Annotated in this window: 19 protein-coding genes; 14 read left to right on the forward strand and 5 right to left on the reverse strand. The window is 69.9% G+C overall.

Annotated features, from left to right (window positions below):
* Positions 1–278: 278 nt before the first annotated feature.
* The 3 genes from AC6CCG_RS23835 to AC6CCG_RS23845 all read right to left on the reverse strand — a co-directional run bounded on the left by AC6CCG_RS23835 (position 279) and on the right by AC6CCG_RS23845 (position 4537).
* Positions 279–1475 (reverse strand): MFS transporter, encoded by a 1197-nt coding sequence (locus AC6CCG_RS23835; protein ID WP_496657219.1) that lies wholly within the window; start codon positions 1473–1475, stop codon positions 279–281.
* A gap of 446 nt (positions 1476–1921) precedes the next feature.
* The gene (locus tag AC6CCG_RS23840) at positions 1922–3046 is read right to left on the reverse strand and encodes a nucleotide disphospho-sugar-binding domain-containing protein (RefSeq protein ID WP_496657220.1); all 1125 of its coding nucleotides are present in this window, start codon (positions 3044–3046) and stop codon (positions 1922–1924) included.
* A gap of 255 nt (positions 3047–3301) precedes the next feature.
* A complete protein-coding gene (locus AC6CCG_RS23845; protein ID WP_496657221.1) occupies positions 3302–4537 on the reverse strand; it encodes an amidohydrolase family protein in 1236 nt (411 codons plus the stop codon).
* Between the two features lie 233 nt (positions 4538–4770).
* Here AC6CCG_RS23845 and AC6CCG_RS23850 point away from each other — a divergent pair, with 233 nt between their 5' ends.
* The 4 genes from AC6CCG_RS23850 to AC6CCG_RS23865 all read left to right on the forward strand — a co-directional run bounded on the left by AC6CCG_RS23850 (position 4771) and on the right by AC6CCG_RS23865 (position 9731).
* Positions 4771–5508, forward strand: coding sequence for a DinB family protein (locus tag AC6CCG_RS23850; protein WP_496657222.1), 738 nt, complete (start codon positions 4771–4773; stop codon positions 5506–5508).
* Positions 5509–5579: 71 nt separating this feature from the next.
* Positions 5580–6629 (forward strand): ArsR/SmtB family transcription factor, encoded by a 1050-nt coding sequence (locus AC6CCG_RS23855; RefSeq protein WP_496657223.1) that lies wholly within the window; start codon positions 5580–5582, stop codon positions 6627–6629.
* A 157-nt stretch (positions 6630–6786) separates the two neighbouring features.
* The gene (locus AC6CCG_RS23860; protein ID WP_496657224.1) at positions 6787–9129 is read left to right on the forward strand and encodes a peptidase M6; all 2343 of its coding nucleotides are present in this window, start codon (positions 6787–6789) and stop codon (positions 9127–9129) included.
* A gap of 74 nt (positions 9130–9203) precedes the next feature.
* Entirely contained in the window at positions 9204–9731 is a 528-nt protein-coding gene (locus AC6CCG_RS23865; RefSeq protein ID WP_496657225.1) for a SecDF P1 head subdomain-containing protein, read from the forward strand.
* Between the two features lie 18 nt (positions 9732–9749).
* On the opposite strand, the gene dgoD is transcribed toward AC6CCG_RS23865, so the two are convergent.
* Positions 9750–10913 (reverse strand): galactonate dehydratase, encoded by a 1164-nt coding sequence (gene dgoD / locus AC6CCG_RS23870; protein WP_496657226.1) that lies wholly within the window; start codon positions 10911–10913, stop codon positions 9750–9752.
* A 73-nt stretch (positions 10914–10986) separates the two neighbouring features.
* On the opposite strand from dgoD, the gene AC6CCG_RS23875 reads away from it, so the two are divergent.
* The 6 genes from AC6CCG_RS23875 to AC6CCG_RS23900 all read left to right on the forward strand — a co-directional run bounded on the left by AC6CCG_RS23875 (position 10987) and on the right by AC6CCG_RS23900 (position 18130).
* Positions 10987–11775 (forward strand): IclR family transcriptional regulator, encoded by a 789-nt coding sequence (locus AC6CCG_RS23875; RefSeq protein ID WP_496657227.1) that lies wholly within the window; start codon positions 10987–10989, stop codon positions 11773–11775.
* Positions 11772–13142: an aspartate aminotransferase family protein gene (locus AC6CCG_RS23880; RefSeq protein WP_496657228.1), complete on the forward strand. Its 1371-nt coding sequence runs from the start codon at positions 11772–11774 to the stop codon at positions 13140–13142. The genes AC6CCG_RS23875 and AC6CCG_RS23880 overlap by 4 nt, the downstream gene beginning before the upstream one ends.
* Positions 13139–14524 (forward strand): hypothetical protein, encoded by a 1386-nt coding sequence (locus AC6CCG_RS23885; protein ID WP_496657229.1) that lies wholly within the window; start codon positions 13139–13141, stop codon positions 14522–14524. The genes AC6CCG_RS23880 and AC6CCG_RS23885 overlap by 4 nt, the downstream gene beginning before the upstream one ends.
* Positions 14525–14858: 334 nt before the next feature.
* Complete coding sequence (locus AC6CCG_RS23890; protein WP_496657230.1) at positions 14859–15635, forward strand: VOC family protein; 777 nt, start codon at positions 14859–14861, stop codon at positions 15633–15635.
* A gap of 48 nt (positions 15636–15683) precedes the next feature.
* Positions 15684–17156, forward strand: a complete 1473-nt coding sequence (gene glmU, locus AC6CCG_RS23895; RefSeq protein WP_496657231.1) for a bifunctional UDP-N-acetylglucosamine diphosphorylase/glucosamine-1-phosphate N-acetyltransferase GlmU — start codon at positions 15684–15686, stop codon at positions 17154–17156.
* On the forward strand, positions 17153–18130 hold the full coding sequence (locus AC6CCG_RS23900; RefSeq protein ID WP_496657232.1) for a ribose-phosphate diphosphokinase: 978 nt from the start codon (positions 17153–17155) through the stop codon (positions 18128–18130). The genes glmU and AC6CCG_RS23900 overlap by 4 nt, the downstream gene beginning before the upstream one ends.
* A gap of 8 nt (positions 18131–18138) precedes the next feature.
* Here the strand turns inward: AC6CCG_RS23900 and AC6CCG_RS23905 are convergent, their stop codons facing one another.
* Complete coding sequence (locus tag AC6CCG_RS23905; protein ID WP_496657233.1) at positions 18139–18783, reverse strand: TetR/AcrR family transcriptional regulator; 645 nt, start codon at positions 18781–18783, stop codon at positions 18139–18141.
* A 78-nt stretch (positions 18784–18861) separates the two neighbouring features.
* Here AC6CCG_RS23905 and AC6CCG_RS23910 point away from each other — a divergent pair, with 78 nt between their 5' ends.
* The 4 genes from AC6CCG_RS23910 to AC6CCG_RS23925 all read left to right on the forward strand — a co-directional run bounded on the left by AC6CCG_RS23910 (position 18862) and on the right by AC6CCG_RS23925 (position 26417).
* Positions 18862–19437: a hypothetical protein gene (locus tag AC6CCG_RS23910; protein ID WP_496657234.1), complete on the forward strand. Its 576-nt coding sequence runs from the start codon at positions 18862–18864 to the stop codon at positions 19435–19437.
* Positions 19438–19500: 63 nt separating this feature from the next.
* On the forward strand, positions 19501–20952 hold the full coding sequence (locus tag AC6CCG_RS23915) for an arabinose isomerase (protein WP_496657235.1): 1452 nt from the start codon (positions 19501–19503) through the stop codon (positions 20950–20952).
* Between the two features lie 19 nt (positions 20953–20971).
* The gene (locus AC6CCG_RS23920) at positions 20972–24901 is read left to right on the forward strand and encodes a glycosyl hydrolase family 2 protein (protein WP_496657236.1); all 3930 of its coding nucleotides are present in this window, start codon (positions 20972–20974) and stop codon (positions 24899–24901) included.
* 892 nt (positions 24902–25793) lie between these two features.
* Positions 25794–26417: a 50S ribosomal protein L25/general stress protein Ctc gene (locus AC6CCG_RS23925; protein WP_496657237.1), complete on the forward strand. Its 624-nt coding sequence runs from the start codon at positions 25794–25796 to the stop codon at positions 26415–26417.
* The last annotated feature ends 20 nt before the right edge of the window (positions 26418–26437 follow it).

A 26437-nucleotide genomic window follows, 5' to 3' on the forward strand; every position in this document is an offset into this window, starting at 1 on the left:
TTTGTGCGGCCTCGCGCGGCTGATTGGTCGCGACTTTGAATCAGGATTAGCGACGAAGGTTCGACTCCTTCCCGGGAGCAAGAATCGCTGATTGACTAGGCTAGACGCTCGATTTTCGGGGTGTCAGATCCGGGTGTCGGAGACAACTGGTCACAAATACTGGTCACCAACGGCGAAACGGGCGGACCTCCAGCCCGCTCGCGGAGACCCTTCCATGCCCAGCGGAGCGTTGCTGTCGCGCCCTCTGTGAACAACCGATCCGGCTCGACGGCTCGTCCTCATGCCTTTGCAGTTCCGAGCAGGCGGGGCAGGGCGACGCCTAGCAGCAGCATCGGTATTGCCATCGAGGCCACAGCGGTGGAGATCGGAAGGCCCACTGACAGGCCGGCGATCAAGCCGTAGGTGATCAGGGCGGCGCACTCCCTTCCGAGCCCGGCCACCGATGTCACCGTGGCACGGGCTTGGCCGGTGATCGCGTGCTGCAGCCGGATCTGCGTACACACCGTGACAAAGGTGGTCGCGGTCAGCGCCGCCGCCAGGCCGACGAATCCGACCGGATGCATGATCAGCGCGCCCCCCGCAAGAGCCACCGCGCCGATGATCAACGCGACTGCCGGGACAAGTGATCGAGTTGTCGACCAGCGCCCAGCCGCCCAGCTCGCCGCCGCGGTCATCACCGCCTGAGCGGCCAACAAGACCGGGATAATCACGGTCGGGACGCCGTCATTGCGCAGCAGCAGCGGCACGTATTCGTCGATGGCACCGAGGTTCAGGCACACCAGCACAATCAACACGAAAAACACGGCCCGATTCCGCCGCGTTTCCACCAGCCCGTCCCGCAGCGTGCCCAGGTAGCCACGGACGCCACCGTCGATGTGCCGAACCTGCGGCCGCTCCGGAAGTGTCCAGGACACCACGGCGGCGGCCATGCTGACTGCAGCGCTGATCCAGCCGACCAGCGGATACCCGCCCAGGGCCAGCAAGGGAGCGGCAGCGAGGGTCGCACCGACACCGGCCAGCGGCCCGATCGTCCCCGCGGTCCCAATCAACCTGCCATAGAACCGCTCGCTGCCGGTCGCGGCCAACTCGTCGTACACCAGTGCCTGGAAGGTGCCCGATCGCAGCGCGCCCGCGACACCCCACAACACGAACCCGATCGCGAAGATCGGATACGACGGCACCGTGACCAACAATGCACAGCCGGCCGCTCGGAGCAGGCTCTCGATGATCAACAGCCGACGCCGCGAAACCCGGTCGGCCAAGGCACCGGAAGGCACCTCCAGCGCAAAGGCAACAGCAGCCCAGACGAAAAACAAGGATGAGATCTGCGCGGCCGACAATCCGCTATCAGCGAAGATCAGCGCGTACACCGCAAACAGCGGGAGGGCCTCGCCAAGCGCCGACAGCGCGTAGACCTTGATCCGCAAGCCTCCCTGAAGCCAAGCACTCGTCACGCCCGCCAGCGTCGTCAACACCGACTGACCGTGTCCACCGAATTGAGCGATCGCGCGACACCACGCCGCGGCCACCTGATGACCGCTTCCGACCGAGACCCTTGAGTGACTACCCACCCTCCTGAACGGTCCTGCTCGGGTTCGTTGGGCCGCTGCTGTGTCGTCAGTGACCGGGCGAACGGCGCGGACCGTCTGCCAGTGGACGAGAACACTTCCGGGCAGGAGCGCGGCACGTGGGCGGGTAATCTCGGTTCGCTGGCGGCCGGTCGTGTCCTCTGGCCTTGGGCATCGAAGTTCAGTTTCGCCGGAAGGCATTGCATCCGTGAAGGATGAGCCGGAACCGTGCTCGCTGACCTTCGATGAGGGCACACAGTGGCCCCGAAATGGTCCCGAGTGCCCGGCAGCAGCCCGGGCAAAAGTCAGCCCAAGGGATTAGCGCAGGCCACGGTGTGCACGCCTGGCAAGGTTCAGGCGAGGCCGGCGATTTTCGACACGAGGTCGGCGGGCTTCGGCAGCGTCGCGATCTCGTCGGCCACCTCGGAGGCGGCCAGGGCCAGCCCCGGGTCGGTGAGCAGGCGGTCGATCAGCTCCGCGTCCACCTGATCCGGCTCCGAACGCAGACCGAGCCCGCGCCGCGCCACGGCGTCCGCGTTCACGTACTGGTCGGCGCCGTGCGGCAGCACGAGCTGCGTGACGCCGGCGTCGATCGCGGTCAGCGTCGAGCCGGCCCCGCCGTGGTGCACCAGCGCCGCGCAGGTCGGCAGCAGCGCGGACAGCGGCACCCACCCGGCCGCCCGCACGTTGTCCGGCAGGTCTCCCAGTGGCGACGGGTCCGCGTCGCCGAGGGCGAGTACGAACTCGGCGTCCAGATCCCGTGCCACGTCGACGAGTTTGGTCAACGACGTGAGGGCGCCGACCTGGGTCAGCACCGAGCCGAGTGTCACCGCGACACGCGGGCGCGCGGGCCGTTCGAGTACCCACTCGGGCAGCACGCCGCCTCCGTTGTACGGCACGTACCGCATCGGCCAGCCGCGCACCGGCCGGTCGACCATGCTCGGCGGTGCCACGTCGATCGACTCGTGCACCTCGGGAAACCCTTGCACGCCATGCCGTTCGCGTTCCTCGACCATCTTCTTGAAGATCGCCTCGGTCATCGGCGCCTCGTCGGCGAACCCGAAGCCGTGCGACACGGCCGGCACGCCGAGCTTCGCGGCGACCAGCGGCCCGGTGCCCTCCATCGACGAGTACACGACCACGTCCGGCCGCCACGATTCGGCCGCCGACACGGCGAGGTCCACCGACACGCCGGACAACTTGGCGAAGATCGCGCCGACGTACTCCAACCCCTTTTCGGTGTCGACGTCCGTGCTGTAGTCGAACGCCTCGGGTTGCTCGCTGGCCGCCTGATGGAACACCGCGCCGATGTCGACACCCGGCGCGGTGTCAACGACATGCAGGCCGGCGTTCGCGGCCTCCTCGCCGCCCGCGGTCGCCATCAGCACCTCGTGGCCGGCGGCACGCAGCGCGTGTGCCAGGGAGATCGTCGGGAACACATGGCCAAGACCGGGGGAGGTCGCGAAAAGTGCGCGCACGATTGCCATATAACACGCGAATCGGCGATCTTGTCGAACGTGATGGAATGGTCGCCGAGCGTCAGGTTCAGCAGCGCATTCCGATCAACTCCGGCATCGCCGGGTGAATCCAGTACTGGCCGCACGCCCTTGCTTCGTGCGTCCAGACCGAAGCTCATCGCCTGAATCGTGAACGGGCAGGACCAGACCTCTCACACAGCCGCGAGAGCTTCCCGCCGCAGCGGCCATGTGCCACCACACTGCCGGTGAACTCAGCTAGCGGCTGGGGCTCGCGCTGCTGGGTGAGTTTCGGTCCTTGGTGGCGGGTTTGCGTTCGACGAAGTGGCCGTTGCGCCAGATCGCGCTGATGTCGTACGAGCCGGCGACCTTGTCGATCGAGGTGACGTTCATCAGCACCAGGTCTGCACGTTGGCCGGGAGCGATCCGGCCGCGGTCGGCGAGGGCGAGCAGGTCCGCGCCGCGGGAGGTGGCGGCGGCGAGCATGTCGAGGTCGGACAGCCCCGCGTGCTTCAGCAGCTCGATCTCGTGCAGCAGGCTGACGCCGGCGACGGTCCCGGGATTGACCATGTCGGTTCCGGCCAGGATCGGCACTCCTGCCTGGTACAGGGCGGTCACGCCGGCCGTTGCGTCGTCGTACCAGGTCGGCCGGAGCAGGTCCCCGCTGGTTCGCTGAGCGGCCGATCTCTGATCCTGATCAAGGTACGGCCCGACGTGGGGATGGTCGAGGAAGGTGCGGCTGTCGTGTTGGCCGCTGGCTGCCGCGTAGAGGGCCAGGGTGGGTACCACGGGGATCGATCGATCAGCCAGCTGCGAGACCACGCGGTCGTCGATCGGGGCGTTGCGTGGTGCGTGCACGAGTGCATCGATGCCGGCGTCGACGGCCACCGCTGCGTCAGCCCAGGTGCCGACGTGCGCCACGGCCAAGCGGTCCTTGTCGTGTGCTGCGTCCACCACGGCCTCGACCTGTCGCGGCGTCAGCGTCTTGAGCATCCCCTCGCCCTCATCGATGACCAGCTTGATGAAGTCGGATCCCTCGCCGAGGCGCTCGTCGATGAAGGCGGCGACGTCGGCGCCTGCCTTGAGCACCGGAAGATCACCACCCCACTGAGTGCCGTGTCCGCCAGGCACCGTGACCATGGCTCCGGCCGTCCACACATCGGCGGCGTCAGCCCGCGCAACATCCTTCCGTGCTGCCACCTCGTCCGGGGATGGCCCGCCGGCCATCTCCAGCAGCGTCGTTACACCGAACCGCAGCGACGCGTTCGCGAACCAGATCGCCCCGTGGGCGTGCGCGTCGATGAGACCGGGCAGCAGCAGCCGGCCCTGACCATCCCGCGTCGGAAGATCTTCGGGCACGCTCAGCGACGCGCCGACCTCGGTGATCAGACCGTCACGCACCACCACGGTGTCGGCGTCGGTGACCTTCTCCCCGTCGAAGACGACCACATCGGTCAGCGCGAACGAGGCCCCGCCGGTGCGGTAGTCCACCATCGGATCGTCAGGCGAGCATCCGGCCACGGCGGAACCCGAGACCACACCAACGGCAGTACCGAGCAAACGACGACGGCTGAGGGAAGGCCCACCCATGGATGGAGGCTACCAATGGGGTGACGACCTGGCCTGAGGATGAATGGGCCTGGTCTGGTCAGGTGTCCCGCGAGCCAGCACAGTCCCGTTGGCCGCGGAGGAAGTCCGCTGTCGGTGCCGAGGGCCAGAATCTCGGCATGGTGAGTTTTGAGGATCAGGATCTGACCGAGGCCGAGTTCCGTGAGTGCGATCTGACCAGGAGCCGGTTCATCGGGGTGGTGATGCAGGACGTCGTGATCGACGGTCTGGTCAGCAACCTGGTGGTGAACGGGGTCGAGGTCACGGCCTACGTCGAGGCCGAGCTCGATCGGCGGCATCCGGTCCGGCTGCTGATGCGCTCGGCCGACCCAGTCGAGTTGCGGGAGGCCCACCGGCTGTTGAGGGACGACTGGGGGAGAACGGTCGAGCGGCTCCGGGCCATGCCCGCGGGCTCGGAGCATGAGAGTGTCGGCGGCGAGTGGTCGGCCGTGCAGACGCTCCGGCACCTGGTGTTCGTGTACGACTCGTGGTTCCGTCGCTGCTGCCTGGGATCGACCGAACTCTTCACCGGGATCGGGCTCGGGCCGGTCTTCGTCCCCGATCAGGAGGAACAGGGCCTCGATCCGGCCGCGTCCCCGAGCCTGGACGAGGTCCTGGCTGTGCGAGCCGAGCAGTCGGCCGAGTTGGATCGTTGGCTGGCCGGCGTCACGGCCGACGAACTGACCGCGCCTGCTCCGGTTCCGGCCGGCCCGGGTTGGCCGCCGTACGCCAGGGGCAAGTCGGTGCTGGAGTGCCTCCGGGTGGTGCTCAACGAGGAGTGGGCCCACCACGGGTTCTGCGTACGGGATCTCGACGCCCTCGACGGTCGCGAGGGCGAGGGCGACTCGGGGCCTTGATCAACAGGCGGTCCCTTCATCTCCGGACGAACGCTGGGCGGGAGCCCGGCGCGGGCGCCAGGATGGGTCACGTGATCCGGTTCCGGCTGAGCCCCGACGTCCTGGGTACGGTACGGCTTGCTCTGTCGCCGCTGGTCGAGGTGGGAGCGAGCCTGCGGCTGCTGACCAGCCCGCGGCCGGCCGCCGTGCATCGGGGCTGGCTGCGCCGGGTTTCGGCCGAGCTGGACCGGATCGACCTGGACCTGCTGCTGGCGACGGTGCCGGCCGGCGGCGCGCCACTGGCGGTGCTGTTCCCGTCGGCGCTGGGGCGGGCGACGACCATCCAGCAGCAGTTGATCACGCTCGCGGCGACGCCGGCCGAGTCGATCCTGGACGACCTGGTCCGGATCTGGTCCGGCCGGGCTCGGCCACGCTCGGTGCAGCGGCTCATCGAGGCCGGGCCGGCGGCGCCTCGGCTGCTGGCGGACGCGATCGCCGGGTACTGGGCGATCGCGATCGCGCCCTACTGGGATCGGATGCGAGCGGTGCTGGAGGACGATCTCGCCTACCGCAGCGACCGGTCCGCGAGCGGCGGGCTGTTCTCCTTGCTGCAGGATCTGCATCCGGAGGTGTCGCTGGACGGGGCGATGCTCAAGATCGACAAGCCGCACTATCCCGACGCGACGTACGACGGGAACCACATGACCCTGGTCCCGTCGATCTTCCTCTGGCCGGCGTTGGTCCTCGATCATGAGGCGGACGCGTTCGAGCTCACCTATCCGGCACGCGGCGTCGGCCGGGTCTGGGAGGAACTGGCGGACCAGCCGGCGGCGGAGGATCCGCTCGGTGCGCTGATCGGGGCGAGCCGGTCGGCCATCCTGCACCAGTTGATGATTCCGCTGTCCACCACCCAACTCGCGCGGAGGCTCGAGCAGAGTCCGGCGACCGTCAGCCGACACCTGGCCATCCTGCGGGACAGCGGCATGGTGGTCAGCTGGCGGTCCGGGCGGAGCATGCTCTACCGGCGCACCGCTCTGGCCGGTTCGCTGATCGGCGGGCCGCGGCGGCCGGTGGCCGAACCGGTCGGGCCCGCGACGTCGCTGCACGTCGTCGCCGACGAGAACCGTACGGCTGAAACGTAAGGAGCCGCCGGAAATTCTTCACTGATCATGGAGTCCAAGGCCCCTCCACGGGAGATCTTGTGCTGTTCCGTGAATCCGCTGCCGAGGCACTCCGGGCGGCGGATGCTATTCCGGAACAGCCTCAACCCCCTGGAGGTAGCCAGTCATGGTGTCCCGCATGCCTCGGGCGAGGGCGCGCGCGGCGGTCGCCGTCACCGCCTCACTCGCCGTCACCCTCACCGGCCTGATCGGCCTTTCCACCACCACCGCTTCGGCCGACCCCGGTTCGGGGCAGGCCGCTCGCCTGTCCTCCGACACCCGGGAGGCGCCGGCCGAGGTCCGGCAGAAGACCAAGATCGATCTGAGCCGGTCCGAGCAGAAGTCGTTCCGCGACGACGCCCCGGCGGTACGCCGGCTCCGGTCTGCACCCGCGACGGAGGACACGGCGACCGGCACCCCGGTCGGCGGCAGCAAGAACTGGCTCGTCTACGGCGTCGACGGCTACGGCGCGGCTCCGTACACGCTGCGTGGCGTCGGCGACAAGATCGAGATCTGGGTGCAGGGCGACCTGAACTATCCGGCCGGCGACTGCCGCAACGACGGCATCCGCAACGTGATCACCGACGCGCAGGTGCAGTCCATGATCACCGAGTTCGACGGTAACATCCTGCCCAAGGAGTCGGGGATCTTCTCGGTCGCGCCCGAGCGGGACGGTACGCAGTCGATCGACGTCGGCTTCGGCGCGCCGCTGTGGCAGATCATCGGCGGCGGTGATCAGAACTACTACAAGGGCGACGGCGACAAGACGGTCGTCCTGGTCAGCAATGTCCGCGACGAGAACTTCTACGATCCGACCAGCCCGGCCGGTTCCACGTTCATCGCCGGCTTCTTCTCTCCCTTGTACAACGAGGGATTCGACCGCAACGTCATGACGATCGACTCCTACGACTGGCTGCACCGCACCGGCGCCAACCCGCCGGACGAGACCCCGGGCGGACTGTGCAGCCCGAAGCAGGCGGCCCGGCCGCACGACTACGAGGGCACCTTCGCCCATGAATATCAGCATCTGCTGGAGTATTACGCCGGACCGGGCGAGACGACCTGGCTCAACGAGGGCCTGTCCGACTACGCGATGACTGTGGTCGGCTACGTCGACACCACGGTTCCGTACGGCGAACCGGACGCGGACAGCCACCTGACCTGCTTCCAGGGCTTCCTCGGTTCGGACGCGTTCCCGTACTGCGGAGCGGAGAATTCACTGACCCGCTGGGAGGATCAGCCGAACGAGACGCTGGCCGACTACGGCGCGGCGTACAGCTTCGTCAGCTATCTGGCGAGCCAGTTCGGCCGCGGCGTGATCACGTACCTGCACAACGACGACGCACCCGGCCTGCAGTCCGTACAGCGCTATCTCGATGATCATGCACCAGGACTGAAGTCGACCGACGTGGTGCACGACTGGGCGGCGCAGATGGCCCTGGACCGGCTGGTCGACCAGAAGGCCCGTGGGCTCGACCGGGACGAGCGGCGCCGGTTCACGGCGTCCGAACTGAACTCGGCGATCGACTGGGCTTGGACCGGTTCGTACGATTCGCCCGGCGCGCCGGCCAACGGTTCGGACTATGTGCTGGGGATCGCCGACCGCCCGGTGAACGGCGACACGATCAAGTCACTCAGCTTCGCCGGTGCCGGGACCTATCGCCCCGATCCGCTGCAGTGGGTGATCAACGACTCCGCGCTCTGGGCCGGCGAGGGAGATGATCTTGACCGCGCGATCGTCTACCCGGTCTCGGTGCCGGCCGGTGGCCAGTTGACCTTCTCCAGCCGGTTCGACATCGAGGCGAACTGGGACTTCGGCGTGGTCCAGGTGTCCACCGACGGCGGCAAGACGTACACCACGGTCGGCAACGAGAACACCACCAGCGAGCACGCCGACGGTGCCGAGCCGTCGATCGTCGCGCAACTGCCCGGACTGACCGGGCTGAGCGACGGCTACCAGCCGCAGAGCTACGACCTGTCCGACTACGCGGGCCAGGACGTCCTGGTCGCGTTCCGGTACCTGACCGACGGCGCCGCCAACGGCAACGGCAGCGGCGAGCCGTCCGGCTGGTGGATCCGCGACGTCAAGGTCGGTGACACCGTGATCACCGACGGCACCACCCTCGCCGGCGGCCAGTCGCCGACCCAGGTGTCGCCGATGAAGGTCGCCGACTGGCGGGTCCAGCTGATCGGTTGGACGCTGGACGGTAAGACGGTCCGGTACGCCGACGTGGCGCTGACGAAGGCCCACAAGGCGTCGCTGAACCGGAACCAGCTGCGCCGGATCCTCGGCCGGGTGGACCGGATCGGCGTGATCGTGACGGTCGACGACCCGCAGGAACTGGCCAACAAGAACGCCAACTACACGCTCAAGATCAACGGCGTGCTGCAACCCGGCGGGCAGGGCAACACGGTCCCGCTGGCCGGAAGCGCGTTGGACCGGAGGGCGCCGGTCTCGAAACGGCTCAACGTCACCTACTGATTCGGCTAGCCTGACCGCATCCTGGGTCCCCCTCGGCGTTGCCCGGGGGGGTCGGAGCGGAGGAGGTGAACGTCGTGGGGTGGTATCGCCGGTACGCAGCCCTCGCCGTCCTGACCTTGATCATGACGGCGACGGGCTGCGGCCTGCTGCCGGGAATCCCGCAACGATCCCCGACACCCACTCCGGCCGGGCTCTCCGAGCCGCTGGCGTTCCACCAGGTCACCGAACTCCGGCCGGCGCCGTGCGCGTCGGCCGGAACGGATCGGACCTATCCTGAGCCGGACAACCCGCAGTCCTGCCTGCGGCTGGGCCCGAGCCGGCTCACCGTCGAACGGCTCGAGCAGGTGAAGGCGGAGGCCGACCAGAGCGGCCACTGGATGATCTTGATCACCCTGCCCGCCGACGCCGCCGACACGCTGGCCGAGGTGACCGCCGAACTGGCCGCGGAGCAGGATCCGAAGAACCGGATGGCCATGATCATCGGCGCGGAGTTGATCTCCGCGCCGATGGTGCAGCAGGAGATCCCGGGCGGTCAGCTGCAGTTGGCCGGCAACTTCACCCGGGACCAGGCCGACGCCCTGGTTCGACGCCTCGGCGGCTGATCGGATCCGCAACGTACGTCACCAGTCGCAGAGGCTGCCGTCGGGGAGGCGGGTGGAGAGTTGGACCTCGGTCTCGGTGCCGGGGTGGGCGGCGGCGACGGCCTCGTCGACCGCGGTGCCGAGACCGGGCCCGGGCGGCGGGACGGCGTAGCCGGCGGCGAACTCCAACGGGGTGGTGAGGATGTCGTCCCAGATCGGGGCGGCGGCGCGCATCTGCTCCTGGATCAGCCAGTTCGAGGTGGCCATCGCGAAGTGCAGGTTGTGCGCGGTGGCGATCGGGCCGAGCGGGTTGTGCGGGGCGAGGGTGACGCCGAAGGCCTCGGCCAGGCCGGCGATCCGGCGCAACTCGGACAGTCCGCCGCAGTGGCAGACGTCCGGCTGGAGGACGGCGACGGCGCCCGTCCGCAGCACCCGGAGGAACTCGCCGCGGCCGGACAGCCGCTCACCGAGGGCGATCGGGATCCCTGCCCCGGCAGCGATCCCGGGCAGTTCCTCGACCAGCTCCGGCTGGCACGGCTCCTCCAGGAACCACGGCCGGTACGGGCGCAGCACGCCGGCGAACGCGACCGCCGCGGCCGGCGTACACCGGCCGTGCAGGTCGATCATGATCTCCACCTCGTCGCCGACGGCGTCCCGCACCGCGGCCATCACCCGGTCTGTTGTCCGCAGCGCCGCACCGGACGGCAGGCCGGCGCCCATCGGCACCGCGAGCACCTTGACCGCGTCGAAGCCCGCCTCGACGCTGCGCCGCGCACTGTCGGCGAACCGTTCGGCGGACAACGTGCCGTAGACCGCGTCGGGATCGCCGCCGCCGAGATGGTCGTACAGCCTGATCCGGTCCCGGACCCGGCCGCCGAGCAGCTCGTACAGCGGGACGCCGAGCGCCTGCGCCTTCAGGTCGTGCAGCGCCTGATCGATGCCGGACAGCGCGCTCATGGTGATCACGCCGCCCTTCCAGAACTGTTGCCGGAACAGCTTCTGCCACAGGTGTTCGATCCGGTACGGATCCTCGCCGATCAACAACGGCACGAAGTCACGCACGGCCCCGACGATCGAATGGGTCCGCCACTCCGTGCTCGCCTCACCCCAGCCGACCAACCCCTGATCGGTCCGGATCCGGACGAACACCCAGTTCCGCATGCCGGCGTCGCAGACGACCGTGTCGACATCGGTGATCTTCATCGTGTGCACGGTCGTTGACAGTACGCTATCGTACTAGTGAAAGACACTGTCACTGAATGGAACATGATCAACTATGGCGACCCCCGACGGACTGCAGAGCGTCGAGCGGCTGACCGGCCTGCTCGAGGCCGTGGCGGAGCAGCCCGGCCCGCTCGCCACGATCGCCGGCCGGGCCGGCCTCAGTGAGCCGACCGCGCTGCGCTACCTGAACAGCGTGATCCGCAACGGCTGGGTGGAACGCGACCCGCGGACCCGGCACTACCGGATCGGGATGCGGCTGTTCGCGCTGGGCCGCAGCGCACTCGGTCGGCAGGGCCTGATGGGGCTGGCCGGCACGGCGATGGCGACCGTGGTCGACGAGTGCGAGGAGACCGCGACGCTCGGCGTCCGCACCGGTGATCAACTCGTGATCGCGCACGCCGTGGAGAGCCGACACCCGATCCGCAAGGGCGCGGCGATCGGCGAGACCGATGCCTGGCACTCGACCGGCCTCGGCAAGGCGATCCTGTCCACCCTGACCGAGGACGAGGTCCGGGAATCCCTGCGACGGTACGAATTCCAGGCCAGCACCCCGCGGACGTTGACCTCGCTGCGGGCCCTGCTGGCCGATCTTGCCGAGGTGCGCCGGCGCGGCTATGCCGTGGACGACGAGGAGTCGGTCACGGGGCTGCGCTGCGTCGCCGTACCGGTGCGTGATCACAGTGGCACCGCCCGCTACGCCCTCAGCGTCAGTGGGCCGAGTGCTCGCGTCCCGGCGACCCGGTTCGACGCCCTGGCCGCCCTGCTGCAGAAGCAAGTTGATCATCTCGAGCTCTTCCTGGGCTACGACCCGGACCCATCGATCGAAGGAGACAGACAGTGAATGCAGTTGGTGCCGGTGTGCCGCTCGCCGAGCGGGCCCGGGCGGCCATTCCGGGCGGGGTGAACAGCGGGCAGCGGAGTGTCCCGGGGATCACCGATCTGGTCGTGGCCCGCGCGGAGGGTTCCCGGTTCTTCGACACCGAGGGCCGGGCCTACACCGACTACCACGCAGCGTTCGGCCCGCAGCTGCTCGGGCACAACGATCCCGATGTCGGCGCCGCGGTGGCGGCGGTGACCCGCGAGGTCGACCTGTGCGGTGTCGGGGTGACGCCGGGCGAGATCGAACTCGCCGAGCGGTTGATCGAACTGGTGCCGAGCTTCGAGCAGGTGCTGCTGACCAGCACCGGCAGCGAGGCAACGTTCCATGCGCTGCGACTGTCCCGGGCCGTCACGGGTCGGCGGTTGGTGGTCAAGTTCCAGGGCTGCTACCACGGCTGGCACGACGCGGTCAGCCTCAACGTGATCTCCGCCGAGGAGGCGTTGAACCGGCCCGATCCGATCTCGGCCGGGATCCTGCCCGAGGTGCTCGAATCGACCGTGGTGCTGCCGTTCAACGACGCCGAGGCGGTCCGCCGGCTGTTCGCCGATCATGGTGATCAGATCGCCGGCGTGATCGTCGAGCCGGTGCCGCACAACATCGGCTGCGTGCTGCCGACCGACGAGTTCTTGATCACCTTGCGCGAGCAGACCAGCAAGCATGGCGCGATCTTGATCTTCGACGAGGTGATCACCGGCTTCCGCCACGCGCTCGGCGGTTGGCAGGAGATCAGCGGGATCACCCCGGACCTGACCACGCTGGGCAAGGCGTTCGCGAACGGCTTCCCGCTCGGCGCGATCGGCGGCCGGGCCGATCTGATGCAGGAGTTCAGCTCACGGCCGGGCGGGTCGGCCTTCTTCGCGGGTACGTACAACGGAGCGCCGGTCGTCGTCGCCGCGGCGTTGGCGACCCTGGCCAAACTGACCGAGCAGCCGGTGCACGAGCACACCTTCCGGCTCGGCGAGCTGGCTCGGACCGGTCTGCGCGAGGTGTTCGCCGAGCTGGACGTGCCCGCCGTCGTCACGGGCTACGGTTCGATCTTCGTCAGCTACTTCATGCCCGGCCCGGCGCCGCGTACGTACAGTGATCTGCTGGCCAACCGGGCCGACCTGTTCGTCGGCTACCGGCGCCGGCTGATCGAGCGCGGGATCTTCGAGCTGCCGCTGAACCTCAAGCGCAGCCACGTCTCGTACGCCCACACGGAGGCCGACATCGATCAGCTGATCACGGGCACCAAGGAGGCGGTCCAGGAGGCCCTGCGCGAGACCGGCAGCGAAGACCTGGCGGTCGGTTCCTCGACGATGGGCGGGCTGGCCGCCGAGTCGCGATGAACCTGCCCGACGAGTCCCGGATGATCAAGGTCTGGACGCCGCCGGCCGCGGCCGGCCGGGTCGGCGTCGCCGTCCGCGACATCACCCCGCCGGCCGGCATCCTGGCCCGCAACTGGGGTGCCGCCGACACCGATCGTGCGGCCGGCGTGCACCGGCCGCTGCGAGCCACGGCGCTCGCGATCAGTGACGGCGAGGGCCCGGTGCGCTATCTGGTGTCGACCGATCTCGGCTGGTGGCGCAACACGGCCGAGGAGTGGGGCGTACGGTCCCGGGTGCTCGACGCGCTCGGTGCCGACCCGGCCGACCTGCTGATCCACCTCGTCCACACCCACTCCGGCCCGACCCTGACCGCGACCTCGCCCGAGCTGCAGGGTGCCGACCTGGTGCCGGCCTACTTCGACCTGCTCGCGGAACGGATCACCGAGGCCTGCCAGGAGGCGGCCGCGGCTGCCGTCGAGGCCACCGCGACCTTCGCCACCGCCCGCTGCGACGTGGCGGTCGATCGGGCCCTGGTCGCCGACGGGCGGGACCTGGTCGCCTTCAACCCGGGCGTACCAGCCGACGACACGCTGCTGGTCGGCCGGATCACCGCACGGGGCGGCCGCTCACTGGCGACCATGATCAACTACGCCTGCCATCCGACCACACTCGGCTGGCAGCCGCCGCTGATCTCGCCGGACTGGATCGGCGCCGCGCGGGAAGAGGTGGAGCAGGCGACCGGGGCGCCCTGCCTGGTGCTGCAGGGGGCCTCCGGCGAACTGAGCCCGCGCGAGCAGTACGGCGACGGCGAACTCACCGACCGGGTCGGCCGGGCGATCGGCTACGCCGCGCTGTCCGGGCTCACCGCGATGCCGCCGCCCGGCAGCCGGCTCGGCCTGGCGGAGGTCGTCGAGTCCGGCACCGCCCTCGGGATCTGGCGGCCCCAGCCCGCCGAAGCGTCCCGTACGCTGCGGACCCGGCGGTCGGTGGCGGCGCTCCGAGCTCGGCCGCAACCGACCCCGGAGGAACTGGCCCGCCGCCACGCCGGGATCAACCCGACCGCAGCCGCCGAGCGGCTGCGCCGGGCCGGCCAGTTGCGAGCCGGCTATGTCGACGGCGACACCGCCGCGCATCCGCTCTGGGTCTGGCGCTGGGGCGACGCGATCATGGTCGCCCAGGCCGGCGAACCGTACTCCTGGCTTCAGGTCGAACTCCGCCGCCGCCACCCGGACCTGGCGATCTTCGTCCTCAACTGCACCAACGGGCCCGGCTTCGTCTACCTGCCGCCGGTTTCCGTGTACGAACGGGATGTCTACCAGGTCTGGCAATCCGAGGTCGTGGCCGGCAGCCTGGAGCAGCTCGCTGATCTTGCGTCGGCGTCGATCCTTGATCTGCTGAGGTAGCGCATCGGGACTGCCGGGGAGATCTGTGCGCGCGTCCGGCCGCCCCCGCGCTCCGTGCCCCATCGGTGTCGCAAAGGTGCCTGGAGTGGAGCGAAAAGTGCAGCTGGAGCGTCGATCGGGTCGCAGCGAGGGACTCTTGCGACAACCTACGCAGCCCGCCGATCCGATCTCGCCCAGTGTGGAGTCTCGCACCGGCGAGAACGATTTCATCCGGTCACGTCGTCACCCTTGCCGAAGGCGTGCCCGGTGGGTGCCGCGAACGCTCGCTCCGTCGTCCGCGCCCGAGGTTGGCGAGGATCGGGCCGGCGACGGTGGCGAGCATTAGGTTGGGCGGATGGAGCGGTCGGTGTTGGAGTGTCTCTGCGTTGATGCGCGGGACCCGGTGCGGTTGGGGCGGTTCTGGGCAGGGCTGCTCGGGGCCGAGGTGGCCGAGGAATCGGCCGACGGGACCCGGGTCGAGTATCCGGGGCTGGACGGGTTCTATCTCGACTTCCTGCCGGTGCCGGACCGGGAGGAGCGGCCGCATCGGCTGCATCTCGATCTGTACGGGGGCGACCGGCGGGACGCGATGGTCGAGCGGGCGCTCGGGCTCGGCGCCGTCCACCTGGACGTCGGGCAGGGAGAGGTGCCATGGGTGGTGCTGGGGGATCCCGAGGACTACGCGTTCTGTGTGATGCCGGATCGCCGGCTGCACGACAGCGACGAGCCGATGTATCCCGACACCGGGCCGATCGGCGGCATCCCGATCGACGCCGACGACATCGAGGCGGCGGCGACGTTCTGGCGGGAGGCCTCGGACTGGCAGCCGTGGCCGAAGCTGCCGGCGACGTTCCGCCATCCGTCCGGCGCCGGGCCGCTGATCGCGTTCACCGAGCCGGTCGAACCGAAGCGCGGCAAGAACCCGCTCCACCTCGATCTCCGGGTCCCGCCGGGCGGCGACTACGACGTCGAGCTGACCCGGCTGCTGGACCTCGGCGCCACCCGGCTCGACCACGACTGGGGCGACCTGCCCTGGACCGTCCTGCTCGATCCGGGCAACAACGAGTTCTGCCTGCTCCGGCCCCGGAAGCTGCCGGAGTCCGATGAGACATCGCCGGGCCCTGCAGACTAAGGTGACCCGGCGGAGAACACCGCCCGAACGAGAGCTCTAGGAGCCCGTGTGAATTCAGCCACCGATGCCCCCGCCGAGGCCACGCTGGCGGCCGTGATCATCCTCGCCGCAGGCGGCGGTACGCGGATGAAGTCGGCCCGGCCCAAGTTCCTGCACGAGGTCGGCGGACGGTCGATCCTGCACCGGGTGCTGGACGCGGCGACGGCGTTGGAGCCGGAGCACGTCGCGGTCGTGGTCGGCCACGGGCGGGATCAGGTGGAGGCCCATCTCGACGAGGTCGCTCCGCACGCGGTACGGGTGCCGCAGGGCGACGAGGCGTACGGCACCGGCTACGCGGCCCAGTGCGCGATCGCGGGCCTGCCGGAGTTGCACGGCGACGTCGTGATCACGGTCGGCGACGCACCGCTGCAGACCGGCGAGGCCCTGGCCGCCCTGGTGGCCGAGCACCGTGCGGCCGGTGCGGTGGCGACCGTGCTGACGGCGACCGCCCCGGACCCGACCGGATACGGCCGGATCGTTCGCGGGGCCGACGGCGCGGTGGTGGCGATCGTCGAGCACAAGGACGCCACCGAGGAGCAGCGGGCGATCGACGAGATCAACTCCGGGATCTTCGTCTTCGACGCGGACACGCTGCGGGACGGGCTGGCCAAGATCAGCACCGACAACGCGCAGGGTGAGCTGATGCTGACCGACGTGGTCAAGATCGCCACCGACAACCACCAGCAGGTCGCGGCGCACCGGGTCGAGGACTTCTGGCTGACCGAGGGCGTCAACGACCGGGTCCAGTTGGGCCGGCTCAACGCCGAGCTGAACCGCCGCATCTGCGAGCGGTGGATGCGGGCCGGCGTCACCATCGTCGACCCGGCGACCACCTGGATCCACGACACGGTTGATCTTCAGCCGGACGCCACCCTGCTGCCGGGTACGTCGCTCGAGGGCGCCACCTCGATCGGCGCCGGCGCCACCATCGGCCCGGACACCACGCTGGTCGACGTCGAGGTCGGCCCGGGCGCGACCGTGATCAGGACGCACGGTTCGCTCGCCGTGATCGGCGCCGAGGCGAGCGTCGGTCCGTTCGCGTACCTGCGACCGGGCACCGAGCTCGGCGCGAAGGGCAAGATCGGCACCTTCGTCGAGACCAAGAACGCGATCATCGGCGCCGGCGCCAAGGTGCCGCACCTGACCTACGCCGGCGACACCACGATCGGCGAGGGTGCCAACATCGGTGCCGGGACGATCTTCGCCAACTACGACGGCGTCAACAAGACCAGCAGCTCGGTCGGCCGGAACTCGTTCGTCGGCAGCGGCACGGTGCTGGTCCACCCGGTGACGATCGCCGACGGGGTCTACACCGCGGCCGGGTCGACGCTCATCAGCGACGTCGCGCCGGGCGAGCTGGCGGTCGCACGGGGCCGGCAGCGCAACATCCCGGGCTGGGTCGCGCGGAAGCGAGCCGGGACCAAGACCGCCGAGGCCGCCGAGCAGGCCGGAAGCACGGAGCAGGGGGAGGGCGAACGATGACGGGGGTCAAGAAGCCCAACGAGAAGCACCTGATGCTGTTCTCGGGGCGGGCCTATCCGGCGCTGGCCGACGAGGTCGCGCAGCTGATGAACGTCGACATCGTGCCGACCCGGTCGCTGAACTACGCCAACTCCGAGATCTACGTCCGGTTCGAGGAATCGGTCCGCGGCTGCGACGCGTACGTGATCCAGAGCCACGCGGCGCCGGTCAACGAGTGGGTGATGGAGCAGTTGATCATGGTCGACGCCCTGAAGCGGGCCTCGGCCAAGCGGATCACGGTGGTCGCGCCGTTCTATCCGTACGCGCGGCAGGACAAGAAGCACGCCGGCCGGGAGCCGATCTCGGCCCGGCTGATCGCCGACCTCTACAAGACGGCGGGCGCCGACCGGTTGATGTCGGTGGACCTGCACGCCGCGCAGATCCAGGGGTTCTTCGACGGTCCCGTTGATCATCTCTGGGCGCTGCCGGTGCTGTCGGACTACGTCGAGTCGAAGTACGACACGTCGGAGATGACCGTCGTCTCGCCGGACGCCGGCCGGGTCCGGCTGGCCGACATGTGGACCGACAAGCTCAACTGCGCGCTGGCGATCATCCACAAGCGGCGCGATCCCAACGTGGCCAACACGGTCGCGGTGCACGAGGTCGTCGGCGAGGTCGAGGGCCGGGTCTGCCTGCTCGTCGACGACATGATCGACACCGCCGGCACGATCTGCCAGGCCGCCGAGGCGCTGATGGAACGCGGTGCGAAGTCGGTGATCGCGGCGGCCACCCACCCGGTGCTGTCCGGCCCGGCCGTGGACCGGCTGACCGCCTCGGCCTTCGAAGAGGTCATCGTCACCAACACGCTGCCGATCCCCGAGGAACGGCACTTCGACCGGCTCACGGTGCTCTCCATCGCCCCGCTGATCGCCCGCGCGATCACCGAGGTGTTCGAGGACGGCTCGGTCACCTCGCTGTTCAACGGCCAGTCCTGACTCCTCGGCTACCGGGCGAGCCGGGCCGCCAGACCGTCCAGAACCACCGTGAGGCCGTACGTCAGCCCGGCGGCCGGTTCGTTCGCGCCGGCCTCCAGCCGCAGCCGCAACCGCGGATAGCCGCTCGCGATCTCGATGATCCTGGCCAGCTCACGGGCGTCGGCGTCCGGGTCGGCTGACCGGCGCACCCGGCGCTGCCGGGCCTGTTCGGCCGACTCGGTCAGGGCCCGTCCGATGACGTACACCATCACGGTGGCGTAGGCGTCGTCCGCCTCCGTACCCGGGAACCCGGCGCTCTCGAAGATCGCCAGAGCGTGATCATCACGCCGTGCCTTCTTCGGGCCGTAGACCAGATGGGTGCTCATCGTCGTGGCCAGCCACGGATGCCGGGTCAGCATGGCGTGCAGCCCCGTCGCCATCGCCTCAGCCGCCGGCCGCCAGCCGAGCTCGGCCGGATCGGGCAGCGGGACCTCGTCCCACACGTCGTCCGCGGCGAGCACGATCAGATCGTCCTTGCGCTTGACGTGCCAGTAGACGGCCGTCGGCACGACCCCGAGCCGGGCTCCGAGCGCGCGCATGTTCAGCCCCTCGACGCCCTCCTCGTCGAGCAGGGCGACGGCGGCGCCGACGATCTGGTCCAGGCTCAGCGGCATGGCATGAGCCTACTTGAACTTAGTTCAGGAGTGGGTCTACCCTTGGATTGAACTAAGTGCAATTCGAGAGGAACCGTCATGCGTGGTCCCACGGTCGTGCTGGTGGCCGCCCTGCTCCAACTCCTGCTGGCGGCCACGTTCCTGATCTCCGTCGGGTCGGCGCTCCTCTTCGGGGCGGCGGCCCAGCGGGCGGCCGAGGCGGAGTTGGCTCGGCAGGGCTTCCCGGCCTCGTTGTTGACCGCGGAGAACCTGCGGTTCGACGAGGGGCCGGCCGGTGTGCTGCCGGCGATGATCATCGCGGCGGTGCTGATCATGCTGGCGATCCTGAACCTGCGCGGCCATCGGGCCGGTCGGTTGATCAGCTGGATCTTCCAACCGCTGCTCGTCGTCGCCGGTCTGATCCTCGTCAGTGGGCAGGTCTTCCTGGAGGCGGGACTGGAACAGGCGCTGGCGCGATCAGGGGTCACCGGCGTCGACGTCCCCGCGCTGGTGGCCGCGGCCCGGGCGGCGTTCCCGTGGTGGTACCCGGCCGAGGCGTGGCTCAAGTTGATCTTCGTGACGGTCGGGCAACTGGTCACGGTGGTGCTGCTCGCTCTGCCGTCGGCCCGTGCCTACGTGCGGGCGGTGCACAGTTCCCCGGTCGCGCGGGGTTGACTTCTCGCCCGGCTTGTAAAACGATTCAATTCCGGGCTGGAGTCGACTCGCTGTGGAGGAACGATGGCGGACGCTGGAGAGCGCGATCCCGCGGAACTGCTGATCCCGCATCGGCGGCGCCGGACCAGGATCGGCCTGGTCTCCGGCGGGCTCGGGGCCTACTGGCCACAGTTCCCGGGGCTGCTGGAACAGCTCCAGGACTCGGCCCGGTACGTCACCGAGCGGTTCGAAGGCATGGACGCCGATGTGATCGACGCCGGGTTCGTCTCCGACGCCACGGATGCCGGGAAGGCCGGCGAGAAGCTGCGGGTCGCCGACTGCGATCTGGTGGTGATCTTCGTCGCTACGTACCTCACCTCCTCGATGGTGCTGCCGATCGCGCAGAAGGCGAACGCGCCGGTGTTGATCATCGACCTGCAGCCGTCCGAGAAGATGGACCACGCGTCGTTCGACACCGGGCAGTGGCTGGCCTACTGCGGCCAGTGCCCGATCCCGGAGATCGCCAACGTGTTCCGCCGCGCCGGGATCGGGTTCCGGTCCGTGTCCGGCCACCTGCGGCAGGAGAGCGCCTGGACCAGGATCGGTCACTGGATCGCCGCGGCCGGCGTCCGGGCCCGGCTGCGGGAGGCCCGGCACGGGCTGATGGGGCACCTCTATCCGGGCATGCTGGACGTGTCGACGGACCTGACCACGGTGTCCACGACGTTCGGCTCGCACATCGAGGTGCTGGAGTTCGATGATCTTCGGGTACGGGTCGCCGAGGTCACCGACGCCGAGACCTCGGAGCGGGTGGCGCTGGCCCGCAAGCTGTTCCAGCTCGACCGGACGGTAGAGTCCGATGATCTTGAATGGGCGGCCCAGGTGTCGGTCGGGCTGGACCGGCTGGTGGCCGACTTCGATCTCGACTCGGTCGCCTACTACCACCGCGGCCTGGCCGGCGAGCTGCACGAACGCCTGGGTGCGGCGATGATCCTGGGCTCGTCGCTGCTGACGGCGCGCGGGATCCCGATGGCCGGCGAGTACGAGTTGCGGACGTCGATCGCGATGCTGATCGCCCAGGCCCTCGGTGCGGGCGGCTCGTTCACCGAGATCCAGGCGCTCAACTTCTCCGACGGCGTCGTCGAGATGGGTCACGACGGGCCGGCGCACCTGGCGATCAGCGCCCGGGATCCGTTGCTGCGCGGGCTCGGCGTCTATCACGGCAAGCGCGGCTGGGGCGTCTCGGTGGAGTTCGATGTCCGGCACGGGCCGGTCACCACGATCGGTCTCGGCCAGGACCCGGACGGCAGCTACGTGCTGGTCACGTCCGAGGGGACCGTGGTCGACGGTCCGCTGCTGCAGATCGGCAACACCACCTCGCGGGTGGACTTCGGCGTCGACCCGGGCGAATGGGTGGACGCCTGGAGCCTGACCGGCATCGGGCACCACTGGGCCCTCGCGGTGGGCCACCGGTCCGCCGAGATCCGGGCCGCCGCCGAGCTGCTCGGCCTCGATCACCGCACGGTCTCCCACTGAGCCTCCGGAGGACTTGATCATGATCCCAGCGGAACTGGTCCGCCTGTTCGAGGAACCGCCGCGCGACTTCGGCCCGACCCCGCTGTGGTGGTGGAGCGGTGGCAAGGTGACCCGGGAACGGCTGGACTGGCAGTTGCGCCGGTTCGCCGACGGCGGCATCCACAACCTGGTCGTGATCAATCTCGCGCCGGCCGGCCCGACCTTCGGCGCCATGACCGACGACCCGGCCTGGTTCAGCGAGGAGTGGTGGGACCGGTTCACCGACGCCTGCACGATCGCCCGCGAGATCGGTACCAAGATCTGGTTCTACGACCAGATCGGCTTCTCCGGGGCCAACATCCAGGGCCGGATCACTCTTGATCATCCGGAGCTGACCGGCCAGTCCCTGCGGCGCACCGAGGTCACCGCGGCGGGCGGCCGGATTCCCTTGCGAGGTACGGAAACCCTGCTGGTCTGCTACGACGGGGCCGGGCGGCGGGTCGAGACCACCGCGGGCGGCCTGGTCGGTGCGCCGGACGGCACCGAGCTGACCGCGATCACCGTCGTACCGACCGCGTTCGACTACCTCGACCCGGCCGCGGTCGAGCTCCTGATCGACTCCGTCCACGGCGAGTTCGAGCGGCGACTGCCCGACTTCCTGGGCAGTGTCATCCCGGGCAGCTTCCAGGACGAGCTGCCCGGTACCAATCCGTGGAGCCAGCGGTTCGCCGAGGAGTTCGAGCGCCGGGCCGGGTACGACCTCCGTGATCATCTCGGGGCGCTGTTCCTGGCCACCGCCGACGGGCTGGATCCGCGGGACGCGAGCAAGATCAGGACCGACTACTACGCGGTCCGGGCCGCGCTCACGGAGGAGGCGCTGTTCCGGCCGCTGGGGGAGTGGCACAGCAAGCGCGGGCTGCTGCTCGGCGTCGACCAGAGCCACCCGGCCCGGGCCGGCTTCCCGACCCAGGCGACCCAGCTCTACACCGACTACTTCCGCACCCATCGCTGGTACAACGCGCCCGGCAGTGATCATGACGGCGACTCCAAGGTGCACAGTTCGATGGCGCACCTCTACGGCCATGATCGGGTCTGGCTGGAGGCCTTCCACTCCAGCGGCTGGGGCGGCACTCTGGAGGACACCTACGACTGGCTGCTTCCCTTCCTGCGCAGCGGTGCGACGCTCTACGATCCGCACGCCAGCTACTTCGACACGGCGGCCGGCTGGTTCGAGTGGGCGCCGCCGTCGACCGACTGGCGGCAGCCGTACTGGAAGCAGTACGGGGCGTTCTCCGCCGCGGTGGCCCGGCTCTGTTCGATCTTGACCTGGGGTGATTACGACGCCGGGGTCGCCGTGCTGCACCCGACGACCACCGCGCAGGCGGGCCTGCCGATCGACCTGCCCGTGCAGCACTTCGGGGACGGCCTGCTCGGCGACGGCCATGCGGAGGTCGACCGCGCCCAGCAGACCTATCTGGCGCTGAGCGGCGTGAACAACTGGCGGCGCTGGCAGGGCGGCCTGCTGGACGCGGCCGGGATCGCGTTCGACGTGATCGACGACGCGTCGATCCAGCGGGCCGGCATCGACCGGGCCCGGCTCACCGTCCGGTCGCTGAGCTATCACACGGTGATCATGCCCGCGACGACCGTGCTCGAGCCCGCGACCGCGACCGCGCTCGCCGAACTGCTCGATGCCGGTGGGCGGGTGATCGCGGTCGGCGAACCGCCGTCGGTCGCGGCCGGACTGGGCAACGACGACGCGGCGGTACGGCGGCTGGCCGAGCATCCGGGTCTGGTGGTGGTCGCGGACCCGGCGGCCGCGGTCGCGGAGCTCGATCCGTCGGATCAGCACGTCGTCGCCGACCTGCCGCTGCTGGTCCGGCGCTCGGGGCCGTACGGGGTCGCGTTGATCACCGGAGCCCACCCGAACGCGAGCCAGGATCCCGACGGCGAGCCGGTGAGGTGGACCGACGGGTTCGACCGGACCCGCTACGCCGACGCCCGGACCGTGCGGATCCGGGCCAGGGTTGCCGAAGCGGAACTCTGGGATCCCGCCTCCGGGGAGCGCCGTCCCGCGGTGATCAACTCCGGCGCCGACGGGACGACCATGATCGAGATCGACCAGGCCGGAGCGCCCGCGTTGCTGCTGGTCTGGCGGGAGGGTACGGACCCGGCGCCGGTCCCGGCCCCGCGAAGGGCTCCGGCGGCAACCGGCCGATCCCTCGCCGACGGCTGGACCGGCTCCCTCGTGCACACGCTGGACAACACCTGGGGCGACCTGGCCCGACCGGCTGGCCGGAAGCTCGACCGGCTCGAGCTGTGGCACGTCGAGACCTCCGACGGCGACGCCGACTGGCAGCCGTCCCGGGCCGGCTACGGGCAGCGGGTCATGATCACCGGCGAAGCCGATCAAGCTCTGCTGACGGTCGAGGAGTGCGACCGGATCGCAGCCGGGGAACGGGACCTGGCCGGTGCCGGCTGGCAGCCGTACACCTTCTCGGCCAGCCGCGCGATCGACCGGGACGCGATCAGCCCGCTCGGCAGCAAGGGCCTGGTGCCTGCCGAGTACGTCCTCGCGCCGAACCCCGAACCGGGCCGGCAGACCCGGGTGCGGGCCGTGCTCCGTACCGATCATCGTGGACCCGCCGACCTGGTTGTGTCGGCCAGCTCGGTCAAGCAGGTCAACTGGAACGGTGTGGCCCTGGCGGCTCCTGATCACTACGCGGCCGTGCACCGGATCGACGTCGAGCGGGAGATCAACATCCTCGAGTACGTCCTGGGGCCGTCGCGGACCGCGGGAGACCCGAAGGTGGTCGGCTCCGGGTTCACGATCACCGCGCCGGGCGGTTACGGGGAACGCCCGGAGCACATGGCGTTCGGCGACCCGGCGGTCACCAGCGACGGCATGATCACGTTCTCCACGACGGTCACCCTGGCCGAGCCGGCGACCTCGGCGGCCCTGGTCGTCGGCGCGGCCGGTGCCGCGACCGTGCTGATCGACGGGACCATCGTCGGCCGTCAGGAGAAGGTCGAGTACTACGACTGGGGCAGCCGCCCGATGTATTTCCGGCACGATGTCACAGAGCTGCTCGGTGCCGGTGATCATGTGCTGGCGGTGCGGCTGGAGACCGCCGACATCACCGATGTGATCTTCGTCGACCTGGTCGCGCACACCCCGGCCGGCCCGGTCGTCGCGGTCAGCGGGCCCGGCTGGACCTGCACCACCGACAACCATTCGGCGCCGTCGGTGGTCCGGCCGGAGCAGTGGAACGCGATCGAGACCATGCACGCCGCGCACCGGCCGCACCCGCTCCGGCGGGCCTCCTGGCTGCGCGGCGAGGCCGAGCTCGGCGTACCGCCGGCGGAGTTCGACATCGCCGACTCCGCCGTACCGCGGCGACGCCGGATCCGGACCACCCTGCCGGCCGGCGCGGCACGGCTCCGGGCCCCGCTGCGGGTGCCGGCAACGATCATGATCAACGGTGCCGAACAACGCTCCGGCGCCGATGGCTGGGTCGCCCTGGCCCAGCCGCTGACCGAGCCCGGAACGCTGGAGTTGATCATCGAGGCGTCGGCCTTCCTGCCCGGCGCCTCCGCGCTGGACGGGCCGATCGAGGTCGAGCACGTACCGGCTCCGATCGCGCTGGGCGACTGGCGCGGCCTCGGGCTCGGCGACTTCAGCGGCGCTGTCAGCTATCGGCGCACCATCGAACCGGCCGGCCCCGGATCCCAGGTCCTCGATCTCGGCGACCTCCGCGGCAGCGTCGACGTGCTGCTGGACGGCCGCCGGATCGGCTCCGCCTTCTGCGCCCCGTTCCGGTTCGCCCTGCCGCCGCTCGACGGCCCGGCCGAGTTGGAGATCGTCGTCTACAACACCCTGGGCCCGTACCTCCATGCCGCCACCCCGACCAACTTCGTCTTCCCCGCCCAACGATCTTCGGGCCTCTACGGCCCGGTCACTCTGACCTGACCTGACCGCCAACAACCGCTGACCGGTCACAAGAGCAGCGGTTTTGACGGCGTGTCGCTGCGTTGGTGACCGGTCGGTGGTGGGGTGAGGCGGATCGTGCCCCACTGCGACCTGCCACCGCCCGGCCGCCCGGTTCGCCCCTGCGACCGCGGACCGATCCGATGCCTGGCACCGGACTTGCCGTCGTCCCCGTCGGGCTGGTCCGGTGCCGGGGTGTCGGGCTTGCCGTCGTCACGGTCGGGGTGCGGGCCGGTCCGGTGCGGGGGAGTGTCGGGTTGGTGGCGTGGCGGTTTGGGGTGCGGGCCGGTCCGGTACCGGGCGCTGGGCTTGCTCTCGTCGTTCGGGCCGATCCGATGACCGGGCGCCGGACTCCCGTTCGGCTCGGCTCCGAAGCGATTCGGTGTCGGGGCGCCGGACTTCGGCTCGGGCTGCGGAGCGACAGGTTGCCGGGGCGTCGGGCTTGGGGGCGTTGTGGTCGGGGTGCGGAGCGATTCGGTCCGGGGCGTCGGACTCGCCTTCGTTCGGCTCGGGCTGCGGAGCGATTCGGTGCCGGGGCGTCGGGCTTGCTCCTGTTCGGCTCCGGCCGCGGAGCGATCCGCTGCCCGGGGCCCGGACCTGCCTACCCACCCACCGAACGATCGACCGGTCACAAGTGCAGCGACACGCCGTCAGAACCGCTGCTTTTGTGACCGGTCGGCGGAAATTGGTGGTGGGGGGAGGGTTCGGCTAGGGTGATGCGGTTGCCTCGGCGAGGGTGGCCCCGATGACGGTCGGTGGCGACCGTGATCGACAAGGGCCACGGGTTCCGGCGTTCGTCGGACCGCGGATCTCGGCGGTCGCTCGCTGCGGAAACAGACCACATTCCCGCCAGTCAGTTCGAGGAGATTCGTTCGTGCCCGAGGTCAAGCTCACCGCCGAAACGCGTACCGAATTCGGCAAGGGCGCTGCCCGCCGGATCCGCCGTGCCGACAAGGTTCCCGCCGTCCTGTACGGGCACGGGGCCGAGCCGGTCCACATCACCCTGCCCGGTCACGAGACCCTGCTCGCGCTGCGCGTGGCCAACGCGCTGCTGTCGATCGACATCGAGGGCAAGTCCCAGCTGGCGCTGCCGAAGCAGGTCCAGCGCGACCCGATCAAGGGTCTGATCGAGCACGTCGACCTGCTGCTCGTCCGTCGCGGCGAGAAGGTCACCGTCGACATCCCGCTGCACGTCGAGGGCGAAGCCGGCCCCGACACCCTGGTCGTCGTCGAGAACTCCACCATCAGCATCGAGGCCGAGGCGACCCACCTGCCGCAGCAGATCGTGGTCTCCATCGAGGGCCTCGAGGCCGGCTCGCAGATCCTGGCCAGCGACCTCGAGCTGCCGTCCGGCTCCGCGTTGGCGGTCGAGCCCGACCAGCTGATCGTCAACATCACCAACGCGCCGACCCAGGCCGAGCCGGAGACCGCCGACGAGGAGGCCGCCGAGGAGGCGTCCGCCGACGCCGAGGCCGAGGGTTCGTCCGAGGAGAGCTGAGCCGCTCCGAACGAGGCGAG

It is taken from the genome of Microlunatus sp. YIM B11417 (genome assembly GCF_059617205.1).

Excerpts from the sequence above, each read along its gene's own strand:
- AC6CCG_RS23905 (WP_496657233.1), bottom strand. The coding sequence starts at position 18,783 with ATGCCGCTGAGCCTGGACCAGATCGTCGGCGCCGCCGTCGCCCTGCTC.
- AC6CCG_RS23875 (WP_496657227.1), top strand. The coding sequence starts at position 10,987 with ATGGCGACCCCCGACGGACTGCAGAGCGTCGAGCGGCTGACCGGCCTG.
- AC6CCG_RS23915 (WP_496657235.1), top strand. The coding sequence starts at position 19,501 with ATGGCGGACGCTGGAGAGCGCGATCCCGCGGAACTGCTGATCCCGCAT.
- AC6CCG_RS23845 (WP_496657221.1), bottom strand. The coding sequence starts at position 4,537 with ATGGTGGACTACCGCACCGGCGGGGCCTCGTTCGCGCTGACCGATGTG.
- AC6CCG_RS23920 (WP_496657236.1), top strand. The coding sequence starts at position 20,972 with ATGATCCCAGCGGAACTGGTCCGCCTGTTCGAGGAACCGCCGCGCGAC.
- AC6CCG_RS23890 (WP_496657230.1), top strand. The coding sequence starts at position 14,859 with ATGGAGCGGTCGGTGTTGGAGTGTCTCTGCGTTGATGCGCGGGACCCG.
- AC6CCG_RS23885 (WP_496657229.1), top strand. The coding sequence starts at position 13,139 with ATGAACCTGCCCGACGAGTCCCGGATGATCAAGGTCTGGACGCCGCCG.
- AC6CCG_RS23900 (WP_496657232.1), top strand. The coding sequence starts at position 17,153 with ATGACGGGGGTCAAGAAGCCCAACGAGAAGCACCTGATGCTGTTCTCG.
- AC6CCG_RS23910 (WP_496657234.1), top strand. The coding sequence starts at position 18,862 with ATGCGTGGTCCCACGGTCGTGCTGGTGGCCGCCCTGCTCCAACTCCTG.
- dgoD (WP_496657226.1), bottom strand. The coding sequence starts at position 10,913 with ATGAAGATCACCGATGTCGACACGGTCGTCTGCGACGCCGGCATGCGG.
- AC6CCG_RS23850 (WP_496657222.1), top strand. The coding sequence starts at position 4,771 with ATGGTGAGTTTTGAGGATCAGGATCTGACCGAGGCCGAGTTCCGTGAG.
- AC6CCG_RS23860 (WP_496657224.1), top strand. The coding sequence starts at position 6,787 with ATGCCTCGGGCGAGGGCGCGCGCGGCGGTCGCCGTCACCGCCTCACTC.